The organism is Microbacterium sp. (assembly GCF_035277845.1).
In the GTDB taxonomy this organism is placed as follows: Bacteria; Actinomycetota; Actinomycetes; order Actinomycetales; family Microbacteriaceae; genus Microbacterium.
Window position 1 is genome coordinate 1 of record NZ_DATEJS010000064.1, and the last position, 15,989, is coordinate 15,989.

The 15,989-nt window shown below is 67.1% G+C and carries 20 protein-coding genes, 2 tRNA genes and 1 pseudogene; 10 read left to right on the forward strand and 13 right to left on the reverse strand.

Annotated features, from left to right (window positions below):
- From VJR25_RS02675 to VJR25_RS02700, 6 genes and pseudogenes are all read left to right on the forward strand, one after another.
- Positions 1-445 (forward strand): annotated as a pseudogene (locus VJR25_RS02675) (hypothetical protein); the annotation flags it as partial.
- Positions 433-768, forward strand: coding sequence for a DUF6527 family protein (locus VJR25_RS02680; protein ID WP_324112257.1), 336 nt, complete (start codon positions 433-435; stop codon positions 766-768). The pseudogene VJR25_RS02675 and the gene VJR25_RS02680, both read left to right, overlap by 13 nt.
- On the forward strand, positions 765-1,700 hold the full coding sequence (locus tag VJR25_RS02685; RefSeq protein WP_324112259.1) for an SDH family Clp fold serine proteinase: 936 nt from the start codon (positions 765-767) through the stop codon (positions 1,698-1,700). Before VJR25_RS02680 ends, VJR25_RS02685 begins: the two co-directional genes overlap by 4 nt.
- A 194-nt stretch (positions 1,701-1,894) precedes the next feature.
- Positions 1,895-2,026, forward strand: coding sequence for a hypothetical protein (locus VJR25_RS02690; RefSeq protein WP_324112261.1), 132 nt, complete (start codon positions 1,895-1,897; stop codon positions 2,024-2,026).
- A gap of 450 nt (positions 2,027-2,476) precedes the next feature.
- Positions 2,477-3,481: a zeta toxin family protein gene (locus VJR25_RS02695; protein ID WP_324112263.1), complete on the forward strand. Its 1,005-nt coding sequence runs from the start codon at positions 2,477-2,479 to the stop codon at positions 3,479-3,481.
- Positions 3,478-4,086, forward strand: coding sequence for a recombinase family protein (locus VJR25_RS02700; protein WP_324112265.1), 609 nt, complete (start codon positions 3,478-3,480; stop codon positions 4,084-4,086). The genes VJR25_RS02695 and VJR25_RS02700 overlap by 4 nt, the downstream gene beginning before the upstream one ends.
- Before the next feature lie 150 nt (positions 4,087-4,236).
- Here the strand turns inward: VJR25_RS02700 and VJR25_RS02705 are convergent, their stop codons facing one another.
- Genes VJR25_RS02705 through VJR25_RS02725 form a run of 5 tightly spaced genes read right to left on the reverse strand, consistent with a single transcriptional unit; the run spans position 4,237 to position 6,791 of the window.
- The gene (locus tag VJR25_RS02705) at positions 4,237-4,542 is read right to left on the reverse strand and encodes a hypothetical protein (protein WP_324112266.1); all 306 of its coding nucleotides are present in this window, start codon (positions 4,540-4,542) and stop codon (positions 4,237-4,239) included.
- A complete protein-coding gene (locus VJR25_RS02710) occupies positions 4,539-5,408 on the reverse strand; it encodes a hypothetical protein (protein ID WP_324112267.1) in 870 nt (289 codons plus the stop codon). Before VJR25_RS02710 ends, VJR25_RS02705 begins: the two co-directional genes overlap by 4 nt.
- A gap of 8 nt (positions 5,409-5,416) precedes the next feature.
- Positions 5,417-5,701 carry a glutaredoxin family protein gene (locus tag VJR25_RS02715; RefSeq protein ID WP_324112269.1) on the reverse strand — a complete coding sequence of 95 codons (285 nt, stop codon included), beginning with the start codon at positions 5,699-5,701 and terminating at the stop codon, positions 5,417-5,419.
- Positions 5,695-6,123, reverse strand: a complete 429-nt coding sequence (locus tag VJR25_RS02720) for a hypothetical protein (RefSeq protein WP_324112271.1) — start codon at positions 6,121-6,123, stop codon at positions 5,695-5,697. Before VJR25_RS02720 ends, VJR25_RS02715 begins: the two co-directional genes overlap by 7 nt.
- 2 nt (positions 6,124-6,125) lie before the next feature.
- Entirely contained in the window at positions 6,126-6,791 is a 666-nt protein-coding gene (locus tag VJR25_RS02725) for a ParA family protein (protein ID WP_324112273.1), read from the reverse strand.
- A gap of 116 nt (positions 6,792-6,907) precedes the next feature.
- Between VJR25_RS02725 and VJR25_RS02730 the strand changes: the two genes are divergently transcribed.
- Genes VJR25_RS02730 through VJR25_RS02740 form a run of 3 tightly spaced genes read left to right on the forward strand, consistent with a single transcriptional unit; the run spans position 6,908 to position 8,920 of the window.
- Complete coding sequence (locus tag VJR25_RS02730) at positions 6,908-7,501, forward strand: hypothetical protein (RefSeq protein ID WP_324112276.1); 594 nt, start codon at positions 6,908-6,910, stop codon at positions 7,499-7,501.
- A 19-nt stretch (positions 7,502-7,520) separates the two neighbouring features.
- Positions 7,521-7,775: a hypothetical protein gene (locus tag VJR25_RS02735; RefSeq protein ID WP_324112278.1), complete on the forward strand. Its 255-nt coding sequence runs from the start codon at positions 7,521-7,523 to the stop codon at positions 7,773-7,775.
- Positions 7,772-8,920 (forward strand): tyrosine-type recombinase/integrase, encoded by a 1,149-nt coding sequence (locus tag VJR25_RS02740; RefSeq protein ID WP_324112280.1) that lies wholly within the window; start codon positions 7,772-7,774, stop codon positions 8,918-8,920. Before VJR25_RS02735 ends, VJR25_RS02740 begins: the two co-directional genes overlap by 4 nt.
- 22 nt (positions 8,921-8,942) lie before the next feature.
- On the opposite strand, the gene VJR25_RS02745 is transcribed toward VJR25_RS02740, so the two are convergent.
- The 5 genes from VJR25_RS02745 to serS all read right to left on the reverse strand — a co-directional run bounded on the left by VJR25_RS02745 (position 8,943) and on the right by serS (position 12,950).
- Positions 8,943-9,031 (reverse strand) — tRNA-Ser (locus VJR25_RS02745).
- Between the two features lie 222 nt (positions 9,032-9,253).
- The gene (locus VJR25_RS02750) at positions 9,254-10,552 is read right to left on the reverse strand and encodes an LCP family protein (RefSeq protein WP_324112282.1); all 1,299 of its coding nucleotides are present in this window, start codon (positions 10,550-10,552) and stop codon (positions 9,254-9,256) included.
- A 99-nt stretch (positions 10,553-10,651) separates the two neighbouring features.
- Positions 10,652-10,736: transfer RNA gene (locus tag VJR25_RS02755), tRNA-Ser, on the reverse strand.
- Positions 10,737-10,836: 100 nt separating this feature from the next.
- The gene (locus tag VJR25_RS02760) at positions 10,837-11,679 is read right to left on the reverse strand and encodes an HAD family hydrolase (RefSeq protein ID WP_324112285.1); all 843 of its coding nucleotides are present in this window, start codon (positions 11,677-11,679) and stop codon (positions 10,837-10,839) included.
- On the reverse strand, positions 11,676-12,950 hold the full coding sequence (gene serS, locus VJR25_RS02765) for a serine--tRNA ligase (RefSeq protein ID WP_324112287.1): 1,275 nt from the start codon (positions 12,948-12,950) through the stop codon (positions 11,676-11,678). The genes VJR25_RS02760 and serS overlap by 4 nt, the downstream gene beginning before the upstream one ends.
- Positions 12,951-12,994: 44 nt before the next feature.
- Between serS and VJR25_RS02770 the strand changes: the two genes are divergently transcribed.
- A complete protein-coding gene (locus VJR25_RS02770) occupies positions 12,995-13,963 on the forward strand; it encodes a diacylglycerol/lipid kinase family protein (RefSeq protein WP_324112289.1) in 969 nt (322 codons plus the stop codon).
- A gap of 188 nt (positions 13,964-14,151) precedes the next feature.
- On the opposite strand, the gene VJR25_RS02775 is transcribed toward VJR25_RS02770, so the two are convergent.
- The 3 genes from VJR25_RS02775 to VJR25_RS02785 all read right to left on the reverse strand — a co-directional run.
- Entirely contained in the window at positions 14,152-14,847 is a 696-nt protein-coding gene (locus VJR25_RS02775; RefSeq protein WP_324112292.1) for an ABC transporter ATP-binding protein, read from the reverse strand.
- Positions 14,840-15,742 carry an ABC transporter ATP-binding protein gene (locus VJR25_RS02780; protein ID WP_324112293.1) on the reverse strand — a complete coding sequence of 301 codons (903 nt, stop codon included), beginning with the start codon at positions 15,740-15,742 and terminating at the stop codon, positions 14,840-14,842. Before VJR25_RS02780 ends, VJR25_RS02775 begins: the two co-directional genes overlap by 8 nt.
- The coding region (locus VJR25_RS02785; protein ID WP_324112295.1) for a hypothetical protein at positions 15,739-15,989 on the reverse strand (251 nt) is incomplete at its 5' end. The genes VJR25_RS02780 and VJR25_RS02785, both read right to left, overlap by 4 nt.

The following is a 15,989-nucleotide window of genomic DNA, read 5'->3' on the forward strand; positions in this document are numbered from 1 at the left end:
CCTTATTGACTGCGGCATCCAGATCCACTCGGGCCTCGACGGCATCATCTCGGGGATCTTCGGCCGTGTCACGACGCTCTACCCCGGTGCGGCCTGCCTCACCTGCCGAGATCGAATCGACCTGCGCCTAGCGGACGCCGAGATCCGCGCCGCGGACGAGCAACAGAGGCTGGAGAAGGAGGGATACGCACCCGCTCTCCCCGGCGTGGAACCCGCCGTCGTCGCATTCACCACGCTGGTCGCAGCGAGCGCGGTCAGCGAGTTCATCGAGCGTCTCGTCGGATATGGCGAAACCCCGAGCCCGACCGAACTCATCCTCTACCTCCACGACCGCGCCGTGCGAGCAAACACCCAAAACCCCCGCCCGGATCACTACTGCGACCCGTTTACCCCGCGCATCGGGACGGATCGGGAGATGTTCCTGGAGTTGAATTGGTCGTCCTGAAACGGCTGTGCTACTGGCGGCGGTGGAAGGCCGACCTGCGCACCGAGTCCGTAACCGACATCCCCGACATCATTCCTGCACGCCATGCGGTGATCGTCGGTACGAGAGCCCACCAGAAATGGCTGGTGTTCGACTGCCCGTGCGAACGCGGCCACCGCGTGATGCTGAATCTCGACGGCGACCACTACCCTCGATGGCGCATCACAAACGACTACCCGATCACCCTGATCCCCAGCGTCGACGAACACAGCCACGCTGGGCACTGCCACTACATCATGCGCGACGGCCGCACCCGATGGATCGAAAGAAGGAACCACGAATGACTCCCGCAGAAGACGCCGAGGAGGACTCACCCACCTACGTCCCCACTCCTGTCATCGCTCCCGCGCCGACCCCTGGACCCAAGATCCCATCGAAGACCCCTCTTTACGAGGCGATGCATGCGGCGCGATACGTCCGACAGGCGCTGATCAAGCAGATCGAGCAGCTCACCCAAACCACCCTCATCTGTTACGTTGCCCCCAACTCCGAGATCGACCGCCAAGACGTCATCGCAATGGTCGACCTTCTCCACAACGTGGTCCCGGGCTCAGCCATCGACCTCTTGCTGCACTCGCCGGGAGGAAACATCGACGCGGCGGAGAAGCTCATCGCACTGATCCGCAAACGTGCGGGTAAGGCACAGGTCCGTGTCGTTATTCCGGACTATGCAAAGAGCGCAGCCACCCTCATGGCCCTCGGCGCTGATGCGATCCTTATGTCCGACTCCTCCGAGCTGGGCGTGATCGATCCCCAGGTCAGCATTCCCAACGAAAACGGCCATCTTCAGACCTTCTCGGCTCAGAGTTACCTCGACGCCTTTGACCTTCACGCCACGAATCTGAAGATTGATCCCGACGACGCCGTGGCGCGTCTCATGCTTTCAAAGATGGAGCCGGCAACCGTTCGCAAGCTCGAGCGGATAACGACCCGATCCCGTTCGATCGCGGAGGCGCTACTCGCGACCGCCATGGTGAAGGACGAGGCGGAGGCAACCCGGATCGCCAACGAGCTCAGCAACACCAAGAAGTGGCACTCCCACGGGCAAATGATCTCCCACGAGGCGGCCATCAAGCTTGGGCTGTTCATCACTTACCTCGCACCGCACGATCAGCTCTGGCAGCTCTACTGGCGCCTGTTTTGCTTACAGCTCACCGCAGCAGACGGTCCCGCCAAGCTCTTCGAGGGCTCGTACGCATCGCTCGCGCTGTCTTGATCGGAGACGACGACTGATGCAACGCCTCCTCGAACACGTCCGGGCCGCCGGCCCGAACCTTGCCGCCCGCACCCACGGGCTTGCAAGCTCCCGATACCGGTCGTGCCCTCTCGAGGTCGTTCGAGAGGGCACGGAGTCACTTAGTCAGTGGACTCCCGACCGTACCGCACGTGGGTGGGAAAGGAGTATGCCGCATGGCTAAGTCGCAGAACCGCGTCACGAGCAAGACGGTCGCGTCGAAGGCCTCGAAGGCCCTCGCTGACGGACGTTCGTCAAGCCGGACGAAGAGCATCGCTGCCAGCGCGCTGTCCCAGCGCAAGAAGTAGCAACGGTGGTGCTCTCGCAACGACCTGCGAGAGCACCCCCACGCCTGGTCCGTCGGGTCGAACGCGAACGCCGAAGACCATCGCTCCAGGGCTCGAATTGGAGTTCGAAGCAGCACCACAAGTCCACGACGACTGACCCGAAATCACGCGGTCGTCCTTTTCGGTTTGGCGATAGGCTGTCGACCACTGGGGGTGCGTATTGACTCGTACGAGCGTGACTTGGCGAACGGGCGACTCGCTCGCCTTCTCGCGGATGCGCGCAGTGTTTGTGGAACTGGAGGCGTTGCTGTTGCGGAGAGCGCGGGCCACGTCTCCATCCGGCTCGGCGCTTGAGGAGCTGCGACATGCTCACGTGGCCATCAAGTCACTCGATGGATTCAATCGGGATGCGATCGTTCGCCTATCGAACGCTTTGCAACGACGCGTCGATGAGTTAAAGGCTGACGCGTCATGAGCGTCCGCGAGTTGACGTCGGTGATGCTGGACGAGATCCTCGAGGCGGACATCGTCCCGGCCATCTTCCCCGAGAAGACCTCTGGGCAACCGACGCTCGCAATTATCACAGGCGTCCCGGGCGCCGGGGCCGCACGTTGTACAGCACAGGTTCTCGCCCGAACACCGGCCAGCACGGTGGTCCTGAGCACCGAGCTACTCGCGGGCTTTCACCCAGACTTCCTTGTCGCCTCGTCACCATCCGATCTGAGCGTGGTGAGGGAAGCGGCGGTCGCATGGAGTGCAGCCTTGATTCGGCGTGCGCGCCAAGACCGACGGTCATTGATCATCGAAGGCGACGGGCTGTCAGCTCCCGCCGTGACCGGGACCGCAAGCTTGTTCGCTCGAGAGGGTTATCGGACTCACATCGTGATCGTGGCTGGCGTGCGCGCACAGACACTTCTCGCCCTGGTGTCCGCGTACGCTCGTGAGCTCCGAGACAACGGTGTCGGCACTCCTGTGGATGTAGCAGGTCACGACGCCGCTCGAGCGAACGTGCACTCGATCGTGGAGCAGACGACTCTGGCGGAGACGATCGATCGGCTGTCCATACTCGATCACCGGGGCGTTGCTGTATTCGATCCCTCAGGCGAAGACCGAGCGGACGCACGCGGTGCCGCCACGCGACAGCTGCTCGCAGCAGAGAGCGCGCGACTGACGCCCCTTGAGTCAGCGGAGTGGATGAGCGAGCTTCGGCGCATTACCGAGTTCGAGATGTCGAGCACCCGGTCTCATCCATTGCTTGTCGATTGCCTCATCGAGCTTCACGAGGTCGCGCTGAACGAGATCGTGCCGCGGCTCACAGTCCCACGAGGGTCGGCCATGGTTTCCCGACAGGAACTTGAGTATGGGTCGCGGCTCGTGCAACTTCGAGAGAGGCGTTCCGCGCGCGCCGCCCCCGTAGATCTCGCGGCACCAGTGGTAACACCGGCGTCGGTCGAGGGCGACGGAATAGGTCGATGACCAAGATCGTCGGCTACACCCGTCATCTGGTCGGAGACGTCGACGTTGCCGACGACATCGATGCGCTTCGTCGCGCCGGCGCCACGGTGGTGTTCACCGAAGTCACAGTCTCCCAGACTTCCGAAATGGCGGGGTTGGACGAGTTCATCCGCACTCTCGCCGCCGGCGACAGCGTGATCGTGACAAGCGCCGCGCGGATCGTGCACACCGTCAACCAGTTCCTGGGGTTCCGTTCGGATCTCGTCAGTCGCGGCGTGACGTTCCTGTCTCTCTCTGAGCCAGCGCTGTCGTCTGGCCAGATGGTTGATCCGGATGACCTGTTCGCTGCCCTGGATGGGCTTCGGCGTCGGTTGATCGGTCTGCGAACTCGGCATGGCATGGTGGTCGCGGCCGCCGACGGTCGGCGCGCTGGGCGCCCGTCTGTGATCACCGAGGAGCGACTCGCGATTGCGCGCGAGCTGCGGAATCAGAACCGATCGTTCGCCCAGATCAGTAGGGCCCTCGGAGTGAGTACGAGCGCGATTCAGCGCGCGCTCGCTGAGCCACGCTCGAGCGCGACGCGTACAAACCGGCTCGGAGGAGCGGATCAGACCCCGCCGCGCTGAGGACAGTCGCGGCCACAACGATGATGGCGATGAGCACGGCGATGGCCACTGCGATCCGCCAGGCGGCCCGGAATCGGAGTAGCACCAGGCTGTATGCAGCGGCGGGCAGTAGCGCCGCGACGCAGCACGCTGGTCCGATGATCGCAATGGTCAGGATGACGGCCATGATTGTTCCTCGTCAGGGAGGTGCTCGCGGAGGGCAGCGATGAATGCCTGGTGGTCTGCGGTGGGATCGGTCAGTTGCTGTGAGATCATCCGTCGCAGGACGCGGAGCCTTTCCGACGGGAGGCCGGCGAGCGGGGCGGCGCACCAGTCGATGTCTTCGGTGAGTGTGTAGCCGGGTGCTTGCTGTTCCTTGTCGGGGTAGTAGGTGAAGGCGGAGATGGCAACGCGGTACAGGCAGGCCTCAGCGGAGGAACGATCCTGACGTGAAGTGATCTGGGCGGGGTAGGTCATCGGTTCATTCCCATCGGGTTGGTCTGGTTCGTGGCGAGTGGATGTGGCGCCGCGGTGTCTCGCTGTGGTTGGGGGCGGCGTGGATGTGTTCGGAGTCGTTCGTTGATGCCCTGGGCGATGTCGTCCATTCGCGCGTCTTCCGTTCGTGGTGGGCGCTGTTGAGCCAGTCGCTTCCCGAGCTCGAGCTGCAGCCTTGCGAGTTCTTGGTGTTGCTGTGACAGGTGGTGGGTGGCGCGGGCGCGGAGGCAGTCGCGTTTCCAGGCTGCGATCAGTTCCGGAGGTGTGGCGATCTCCTCCAGCGCCCGATCGAGCTCTGCCTGGGTTCGTGTGCGCGTGAAGAAGGCCTCCGCTGATGCGAGGCTCGCTCGTCGTTCAATGGAGGGTGTGACGTGGAGGCGTCGAGGTGGGAGGCCGATCTGTCTGCGGGTCTTCTCCCGGTCGCGCCAGGCCGCCTGGGCGGCGAGTTCCTTGTCCTTATGTGCCCGGTAGTGGGCGCGTCGCTGTGCGCGGAGCTGTTCGGCATGCTCGGCGTAGTACTCGCGTCGTCGCGCACGGATCGGCTCAGGGTCCGCGTGATACTTCTCGCGGATCTTCGCGTTCTCCTGCTCCTTGTGCCGGTCCCGCCAGCGTTGCGCACGCCCACGGCGCTGCTCCGCGAATTTCTCGGGATCCTTCTCGCGAGCCGCCTGCCGGTACTGGCGCTGATACTCCAACTGCTGGTCGCGGTTCTTCGCGTACCACTCCCGCTGGTAGGCACGTCGCGCTTCTCTCTTGCGTTGCTCGATGTTCTGCAGTGCCTGGCGGGCGTGCACGATCTGCAGGCGCACATCCTCCTCGCGACGAGCGATTTCCTCTTCGTCAGTCACGATCGCCCCTAGGCCGACCTGGCGCGGCCGGACTGATCGTTCGGGTCCGCCGCGAGGCGTTTGAGGAGGTCGTCCTGGAATCCGGACCAGTGGCGGGTGGGGTCGCCGTCGACGAGGACAACGGGGGCTTGGGTGTATCCGAGGTCGGCAGTCACGTGCTGCAGAAGCCGACCGTTCGGATTGTCGTGAAGGTCGACCACGGTGAACCGGATGCCGAGCTCCCGCAGGAGATCCTCGGTCATCTTGCACTGCATACAACCGGGACCCGTCGTGCAGACCGTGACGCTCACCATCCGACGTCCTCCTCCGCAGAGGGTGAGGCTGCGATCGCGCCGGAAGCTGATCGGCGCCCGGGGACTTCGGACACCCGAGGATGTGGGGGTTCGGGACTTCCGGACTCTCGAATCGCGGAAGTGACGGAGCTGCGAAGTTGCTCCTCGGAGGCACCGCGCAACGCGTCCTTGTGCTGGAGAAGCAGGTCGATCGCAATACGGATCAGAGTGTTCTCCGTGATCCGCTCGCCCTTCGCGTGCCGGCGGCGCATCAGGCTCCGCGCCAACGCCGACAGGGCGGCGTACTGGTCCTCCCGGACGCGAGCTTCCTTCCGGGTGAGTTGAGCAAACTTCGGGAGCACCCCTCCTGCAGCATCGGCGCTTTCAGCGTCGATGCGTGCACGTGCCGTTCGGAGCTTGGCGGAGAGGTCGACCTTGGCCATAGTCACCACCGCCTCGCCAGAGCGGGAGCCGGAGTGAAAAGCTCGCTGAGTTCAAGGCCGACTCGGGTGATGTCGGCGATCGCACCAGCTGTCTGACGGTTGTCTCGCAGTGTGGTGACGAGCTGCCCCAGGATCGGCGCTTCCGCCTGTGCCTTGTACTGCCGCAGATACGACTCCAGACGCGGGATACCGACATCCGTGTCCAAGAACTTGCGCCACCGGTCCAGTTGGAGGGGAACCCGAGGATCGATGCGGTTCAGCAGCACCGAGTGACGAAGATGCCTCGGCTCGATGAGCCGTTCGATCGTCCGCAGCGTCGGGTCGACCGTAAGCCACTCGGGCGTCAGAGGAACGAGGGCAAAGTCCGCCGAATCCAGGACGGTCTCAAGAATCGGTGCGTCCTCGAGACTTCCTGGGGTGTCGACGAACACGAAGTCGTACTCCGAATGCAGCTCGCGCAGGCGAGCGAGCATGTTCGGATGCTGGGCGCCGGCGAAGTCGAACGGCAGCTGGCTGTCGGCGTTCGCCGCCCACCAAGCCGTGGACTGCTGCGGATCGACGTCGACCAGAAGAACACGGAATCGCCGCGACAACGAGGCACCGAGTTGCATCGCGACGGTCGTCTTCCCGACCCCGCCCTTCTGGTTGGCGACAGCCACGATGTTCATCGGCTCCAGCTTTCTTGCTGATCTCAAAATCTGTTTGACATTAGTACACGCCTTAGCCGTATAGTGTGTCAAGAGGATTTCTGCCGAATGCGAGCGCAGTAGAGCAAACTGAGGAGGTGAAGGTCGAAGTGACAACCCTTGATGGTCAGCCGATGTCTGCGGAGCACGCGACTGTGCCGATTGGAGCGGTTCTGCACATCGCCCCCGCGTTCATTGCGACGGCGATAGACGAGGACAGTGGCATCGAAACGACGATTGAGGCCCGCTTCGCCAGCGATCGTGGCCGCTATATCCCGATGACCATCGTGAATCGCGCGATCCGTGAGGAGTTCGACGAACTTCGCCTTCGACACACTGCGCCGCAGGCGATCGTGCAGGCGGCAGTACCCCACTGCATCACGCTGACAATGCAGGAGGGAAGCGATTCACACGTCGTCACTATCTCCGACTTGACCGGATCGGAAGGTCGAATACTGCCTCCGTGGCTGGTCGAAGCGGTCACTAAGCGAGGCGCCAAAGACGAGCGCTGGGACGCCATCGAGATCCTGTACGCCACCGCGGCGCTCGCCAGCCTTCCCCCCGTGAAGCTGATCTCGTTTGAGCTGGACGTGCCCGAGCGCACCGCCGGCGACTGGATCCAGAAGTCGAGGGCAGCTGGACGGCTGCTCGGGCTCAAGTCGAACGTTGGACGGCCGGCCAGCGAGAGCTAGCCAATGCGAGGAGTCGGTCATGGACACGGATGAGAACGTTTCGGAGTGGGAGTCACCGCACGGATCCAGCCGTGTTTTCCCTTCTGATCGAGCGCAACTGGACTGTCTCTTCTACTCCGAGGCCGAGGCCGCCGCCCTGCTCGGCATTCATCGGACGACGCTTCGCACGCTCGCGCTCGCCGGTCATGCCCCCATCGAGCCGATCGCCCTCACTGAGCATCGCCGCGTCTACCGTCGGATCGACATTCAGCGTCTCGCCGGCATCGCGACATGAGCATCACTCCGCGCAAGACCAAGACCGGTAAGACCTACTACTTCGTGCGAGTGAAGGCCGGGCGAGACCCTATCGCGTCGAAGGCGTTCGATACCAAACGCGAAGCAGAGGCGTGGGAGCGGGATCAGAAGCACCGCCTCGAGACTGGCCTCCCGCTCGCACCGAAGCGCTCCTTCACGCTGCAGCAACTCGTCGACGAATTCCTGGCCAGTCGGGCAGGCGGCAACCCTCACACGGTCGATACCGACCGCAACGGCATCGCGGCCCTCCCCGTAAGTCTTCTCCGGCGACCGCTGTCGTCCATCCATTCCGGCGACATTCGGAGCCACCTCACGCAGCAACTGGAGCGAAAGAAGCCCTCAACCGTCGCCCGAGAGAAGACCACTCTGAGTGCGCTCTTCACGTTCGCCTCCGAGCAGGGGTTACTGCACCAGCCCCACCCCGTACGGACGATGAAGAGGATCCCTGAGCTCGGTGCCACCGCGCAGCGCGCCATCAGTCCGAAGGATGTGCCATCTGCTACTCGTCTGAACGAGGCTCTAGCCCGCATCCGGGCGCGACGAGCCGACGTGGCGGACGTCTTCGAGTTCATGGCGCTCACGGGCATCCGGTGGGGTGAGGCACGCGCGCTCCGGGTCGACGCGCTCGCCGAGATCCCATTCGCGCAACTCGTCGTCACGCGCTCGCACTCGGACCGCTACGAGGAGAAGGAAACGAAGACGTGGCGTGGAACCCGGACCCTCCCGCTTTCGCCGCGGGCGCTTGAGATCTTCCGGCTGCATTCATTCGACAAGGCGCCCGACGAATACCTCTTCACGAATCAGGTCGGGCGTCAGCTGTCGGTCGGCGTGGTCAACAAGTTCCCACTCGGATTCGAACGTCACTCTCTGCGCCATTTCGCGGCATCGACGTGGCTGCGACTCGGAACACCAATCCACGAGGTCGCCGAATACCTCGGCGACGACTCCCGAACGGTCTTGGCGGTGTACGCCCACATCCTGGGTGAAGGACAGCGACGCGCGCACGCCCAGCGCCTGGCCCTCGCCGAGACCGAAAATCAGGCGGGGGACACCTGGGGGACACCTGGCGCGAATTCTGCCGCAAAACCGGCTGTTACCCTGCTCAAGGCTGAGCGCGGGAATTAGCTTCTGATCAGCTGTTCTCTTGCGGAGACGGAGGGATTTGAACCCTCGGACCCCGTGAGGGGTCTCCACCTTAGCAGGGTGGTGCACTAGGCCTGACTATGCGACGTCTCCTCGCGCCCGAAGGCGCGGATCCCCATACTACCTGGTCGTGAGGGCTGCCCCGAACCAGCCCGGCGGCATGCGGCAGCCGCACTCGAAACACCTTGTTTCGGATGACACACCGCGCGCAGCGGGGTGTGGAGCGGGGTGTCTCGGCCGGGGCGAGGTGCCTCACCGCAGAGCCGACAACCCGAGCCGCGGCACCCGAGCCCGCGCGCAACCGCGCACGTCCACTCAGCGCCGGTTGCCGTTGGCGCACGTGTTGTCGGCGGCCGTGGTGCCGGAGATCGTGGACGGCAGCGCCACCTCGTCGCCCGGCGTCGCGGACGGGCTCGGCGACGCAGACCCCGAACCCGACCCCGACCCCGACCCCGACGGAGACGGAGACGGGCCCCCGGTCGTCACCTGCGGCACCACTCCGTACCCGGGACTCTCGAGCGACGTGATCTTCAACTGCTTGTTCGCCTTCAGCGCGGTGAACAGCACCGCGGCGGCATCCGTGTTCGGCAGCACGCGGTTGGCGTTGTGCGGGTCGGCGACCGTCGGATACTGCAGCATCACGATCTGATCGAACGGCACCGACTTGACGGCGAGCGCGATGCGCACGAGCGTCGCGGGATCGGTGAGGGTGTCGCTGGGCGTGATGTTGCGCACCAGGGCCGATGCCAGCTTGTACAGCGTGACCGGGTTCGACAGCTCTCCCCCGTCCACCAGCTGGCGCACCAGCCGCGACATGTACTGCTGCTGGTTCGAGATGCGGGCCAGGTCGCTGCCGGCGACGAGCCCGTGCCTGGTGCGCAGGAACTGCAGCGCCTCGAGGCCCTTGACGGTGTGCATCCCCGGTGACAGGTGCAGGTGCGTGTACGGGTCGTCGATCCCGTTCGCGACGCACACCTGCACCCCGCCGATCGCGTCGGTGACGTTGATGACGCCGCCGAACGTGATCGATGCCGCGTACGGGATGCCGATGCCGGTCAGCGCCGAGATGGTCTTGGCCACGCACGACAGCCCGCCGTACGAGTAGGTCGAGTTGAGCATGGACGCGGACGTCGCGGGCGCGGTGCCCCCGTCCGGCCGCTCGCACGACGGCGTCGGGATGATCATGTCCCGCGGGAACGAGATCACCGTCACCCGGCGCGGGTTGTCCGAGATGTGCAGCAGCACGTTCACGTCGTTGTTCGCGGAGGTGTAGTTCGCCTGCGGGCCGGTGCAGCGCTTGCCGAGCTCCTGCGCGTACGACGCCTCGCAGATGTCCGTGCCGACCAGCAGCACGTTCACCCCGCCGGTCATCGCGGTGTACGTCGACCCGGCGGCCGGCTGATCGGAAGCCGGCGGCGTGGGCTGGTCCTCGAGCGTGACGGCGCGTCCCTTGTAGGTGGAGGACAGGTCGTACAGCAGAAACGCGCCCACGGACGTCGTCGCGACGAGCAGGACCGCGATCGCGACGAGCAGCAGCTTCACCGCCTGCTTGAGCGGACTCGGCGTGGGGAGCATGCCGTGCTGCGCGACGGTGTAGCGCGTCGGCTTCGGCATCCTGCTCCCTTCAGCGCACCCTCTCGGAAACCGGCCGACCCGACCGGCTGCGTTCGACGCGGGTGCGCTGCGCGCTTCCTCGTCCAACGCCCGGTCGCGCGGAGGGTGTGGGATTCGAACCCACGGGACATTGCTGCCCACTGGTTTTCAAGACCAGGTCCATCGGCCGCTCGGACAACCCTCCCGATCGGATGCCGGGGCATCCGTCGATCTGGTCGAGTCTATCCGACCGCCCCGACCCGCCCCTCGCCCACCCCGCCGGCGGGTGCCGGGCCCGCGGTGGGTCAGAGAGCCTGCAGCGCCGCGGCGACGCCGCCGTGCTCGACCGACGTGGTGACGGAGGTGGCGGCATCCCGCACCTCCCGCGGCCCCTGTGCCATGGCGACCGCACGCCCGCCCGCGGCCCGCGCCCACGCGAACATGCCGAGGTCGTTGCGGCCGTCGCCGATGACCACCACGTCGCGGCCGGTGACCTCCAGCTCCTCGCGCACGATCTCGAGCGCGGAGCTCTTGTCCACCCCGTGCGGGGCGATGTCGAGCCAGGCGGTCCAGCCGATCGCGTAGCTGACCGAGTGCAGGCCGATGCGCTCCGTGAGCGCGAGGAAGTCGGCGTCGCTGCGCCCGGGATCGACCACGACCACACGAGACACACGCTGTTCTGCCAGCCGCTCGAACGCCACCTGCTCGGCACCTTCGAGGTTCCAGCCCACGGCGACGTCGGTGTACAGGCGATGCCCGTCCGCGAGCTCGACCATGAAATGCGCATCCGGCAGCTCGGCGCGCAGCAGCCCGAGCACCTGCGCCGGGTCGAACGTCTCGACCCGCCACCTTTCGTACCCGGCCTCGTCGCCGCCGTGCCGCATGATCACGGCGCCGTTGGCGCACACGACGAACTCCGGGCGGATGCCGAGCAGGTCGAGGACGTGATGCGTGCCCGCCCACGACCGGCCGGTCGCCAGCGTCACCTCGTACCCGGCCTCGTGCGCGCGGGCGACGGCCTCACGGATGCCGGGGCTCGGGGACTCGTCCGCGAGCAGCACCGTGCCGTCGACGTCGAGCGCGATGAGGCCCGCGACCTCGGTGCGGGTCGCGGCATCCATCCTGTCGCCCGACGCGGTGTCGGTCACGCGATCGGCTCCATGACCTCGAGCCCGCCGAGGTAGGGGCGCAGCACCTCCGGGACGAGCACCGAGCCGTCGGCGCGCTGGTGGGTCTCGAGCAGCGCGACGATCCAGCGGGTGGTGGCGAGCGTGCCGTTGAGCGTCGCGACCGGCTCGGTCTTCGCGGCCGGGTCGCCGCCGGGGCGGTGCCGGATGTCGAGGCGCCGGGCCTGGTAGCTCGTGCAGTTCGAGGTCGAGGTCAGCTCGCGGAAGGCGTCCTGCGTCGGCACCCACGCCTCGACGTCGTACTTGCGCGCGGCGCTCGAGCCGAGGTCGCCGGCGGCGACGTCGATGACGCGGTAGCTCAGCCCGAGGTCCTGCAGCATCCCCTCCTGCATGGCGACCAGGCGCAGGTGCTCGGCCTCGGCATCCTCCGGGGTCGTGTAGACGAACATCTCGAGCTTGTTGAACTGGTGCACGCGGATGATGCCGCGGGTGTCCTTGCCGTAGGACCCCGCCTCGCTGCGGTAGCAGGTCGACCAGCCGGCGTAGCGCTTGGCGCCCCGGGACAGGTCGATGATCTCGTCCATGTGGTAGCCGGCGAGCGGCACTTCGCTGGTGCCGACGAGGTAGAGGTCCTCCTTCTCGAGGCGGTACACCTCGTCGGAGTGCTGACCGAGGAACCCGGTTCCGCGCATCACCTCGGGACGCACGAGCGTCGGCGGGATCATCGGGATGAACCCGGCGTCCACCGCGCGCTGCAGCGCCAGCGACATGAGTGCGTACTCGAGCCGCGCGCCGATGCCGGTGAGGAAGTAGAAGCGACTGCCGGACACCTTGGTGCCGCGCTCCATGTCGATCGCGCCGAGCAGCTCGCCGAGCTCGAGGTGGTCGCGCGGGGTGAAGTCGAAGGATGCCGGCTCGCCGTGCGTGCGCAGGGTGATGAAGTCGTCCTCGCCGCCGGCGGGCACGTCGTCGATGACGATGTTCTCGATGCGGCTGAGCGTCTCGGTGGCGGCGGTCTCAGCATCCGTCACAGCCTGCTGGGCCTGCTTGACCTGAGCGCTGAGATCCTTCGCCGCGGCGACGAGTGCCGCCTTCTCCTCTTTCGCAGCGGCGGCGACGAGCTTGCCCTGCGCGTTCTGCTGCGCGCGCAGCTGCTCGAACGAGGTGATCGCGGCACGACGGGCGGAGTCCGCGGCGAGCGCCTCGTCCACGGTGTCGGGCGACTCGCCGCGCTTGACCTGGGAGCGCTTGACGAGGTCGGGATCATCACGGAGAACGGCGAGGTCGATCACCCGACCAGTCTTCCACAGTGATTCACGCGGCTAGGGTGCTTGGTATGGGTGCGGATGGGGCGAAGCGGGCGGCGCTGGTCTACAACCCGATCAAGGTGGACGGCGCCTCCCTGCGGCACAAGCTGGTGCAGTTCTCGCGGCGCGCCGGCTGGGCCGATCCGATCTTCCACGAGACCACCGTCGACGACCTCGGGCAGGATGCCACCCACCGCGCCCTCGCCGAGGGAGTGGACGCCGTGCTCGTCGCCGGCGGGGACGGCACCGTGCGGGCCGTGTCCGCGACCATGATGAGCACCGGCATTCCGCTGACCATCGTCCCGTCCGGCACCGGCAACGTGCTCGCCCGCAACCTGAAGCTCCCCCTCACCGACCTGGACGCCGTGATCGAGGCGACGTTCAGCGGCGAGCACCGGGCCATCGACATCGGCACCGCGCGCATCACCCGCGCCGACGGCACGGTCGAGGACGAGGCGTTCGTGGTGATGGCCGGCATCGGGCTGGATGCCGCGATGATCGCGAACACCCGGTCGCACTGGAAGAAGAGGATCGGCTGGATCGCGTACATCGACGGCGCCGCGCGGGCGCTGCCGAACGCGCAGCCGTTCCGGGCCGTGTACCAGCTCGACTCCCGTCGCCTGCACACGGTGAAGGTGCACAGCATGCTGTTCACCAACTGCGGCACGCTGCCGGCCGGCATCGAGCTGGTGCCGGATGCCGCGATCGACGACGGCGTGCTGGATGTCGCGCTGTTCCAGCCCACCGGCTGGTTCGGCTGGGTGGGCGTCTGGCGCAAGGTGTGGTGGGACAACACGGTGCTGCGGCGCACCCGCGCCGGACGGCGCATCGTGCAGCGCCGCAAGAACACGTCCGTGCACTACCTGCGCGGGGCGGCGATCGAGACCGCGCCGGTGAGCCCGCAGCCGATCGAACTCGACGGCGACGAGTTCGGCGAGGCCGTGCGATTGCTCTGCCGCATCGTGCCCGAGGGGCTCATCGTCGCCCTTCCGCGCTGACGCGACCCCCGGTCGTTGAGCGAGCGGAGCGAGACCCCCGGTCGTTGAGCGAGCGGAGCGAGACGAAACGCACTGTGCGCCCCGGACGGGGTGCTGCGTTTCGTCTCGTCGCTGCGCTCCTCGCTCAACGACCGGGGAGAGGGGAGCGCTCCTCGCTCAACGACCGGGGAGAGGGGAGCGCTCCTCGCTCAACGACCGGGGGCGGGGGTGTCGCGGAGGCGGCCGTCGTGCATCTCGAGCACACGGTCGGCGCGGGCCACCACGACCGGGTCGTGGGTCGTCACCAGCACCGCGGTGCCGTGGGTGCGGGCGTAGGCGTGCAGCGCGTCGGTGATGGCGGCCGCCGTGGCCGAGTCCAGCGACCCGGTGGGCTCATCGGCCAGCAGCACCCGGCTCGGGCGCACCAGGGCCCGGGCGATCGCGACGCGCTGCTGCTGCCCACCGGAGAGCTCCCCGGGACGCTGCCGTCCGTGCTTGGCGAGGCCCACGGCATCCAGCGCCTCCGCGACGAGCCGGTCGCGCCGCTTCGGCGAGACCGCGTCGAGGCGCAGCGGCACCTCCACGTTCTCGGCCGCGGTCAGCGCGTCGAGCAGCCCGAACTCCTGCGGGATGCCGGCCAGCGCACTGCGCCGCAGCGCGACGAGCCGGGATTCGGATGCTCCGCCGACATCCTGCCCGCACACCTCGACCATCCCCGCGGTGGGGCGCACCAGGCCGCCGAGCAGCGACATCAGCGTGGTCTTGCCGGCGCCCGACCGGCCCCGGATCACCAGGAACTCCCCCGCGGGCACCTCCAGATCGATGCCGTCGCAGGCGTGCACGGTCTCGCCGCCCTTGACGTAGGTGCGCGTCAGCGCGCACGTGCGCACGACGGTCTCAGGCATCCTGCTCCTCCTCCGTCGTGACCGCCGCGCGCCGCGGATGCTCCGGGTACACGCCGACGTGGTCGTCGAGCAGCTCCAGGCGGGCCCGGTCGCGGATCTCGAGCGCCGCCAGGTACTCCTTGGGCAGCTGCATGCGGCCCACCGAGTCGACGACCGTGAACTCGCGGTGCACGCCCGTGCCCGAGCGGATGTCGTGGTCTTCGCGGAACACCTCGCTCGAGATGCGTCCGTCGCGGATCTGGATCGTGCGGCCGACGTGCTCCGACACGGTCGCGTCGTGCGTGACGATGAGGGTCGTGGTGCCGAGCTCGGCGTTGATGTGCCGCATGGCCTCGAGCACGTCCGCGCTCGTCGCGTCGTCGAGCTCGCCGGTGGGCTCGTCGGCGAGCAGCACGGCCGGGTCGTTCACGAGGCCGACCGCGATCGCGGCCCGCTGCCGCTGCCCGCCGGACACCTCGTCGGGCATGCGCCCGAGCACGTCGCCGAGCTGCAGCAGCTCCACGAGCTCGGCGGTGCGTCCGGCACCCTTCTCACCGCCGAGCGATCGCGCCAGGCGCAGGTTGTCGTCGATCGTCAGGTACGGCACCAGGTTGCGGCCGGTGTTCTGCCACACGAAGCCGACCACCCGGCGGCGGTAGTGCAGCCGCTGCGCGCGACTCAATGCCTGCACCGGCATCCCGGCGACCACGGCGGTGCCGGCGGTGGGCCGGTCGTGCGCGGACAGGATGCCGAGCAGGGTCGACTTGCCCGAGCCGGACGCCCCGACGATCGCGACCAGCTCGCCGGTGCCGATGTCGAGGTCCAGGCCTTGCAGCGCCTGGACCTCTATGCCCTTTGCGGCATAGATCCGCACCAGGCCCCGGCAGGCGATGGCCGCGTCGGTGGGTGTGCTCACGATGCCCTCCTGATGGCGCGCGCATCGGTCGCGAGCGCCGCGACTTCGATGACGACGATGAGAACGAGGATGCCGCCCGCCACGGCGGCCACCGCGCCGGGTGCGACGACGACGGACACGGCCCGACCGGATGCCGCGGCCACCGACCCGAGCACCGGTCCGGCGCTCCACGCCCCGACGAGGGCTCCCGCGGCGACGGCGACGACGGTGAGGGGGATCGTGCCCCACAGCGAGACGCCGGCCCGTT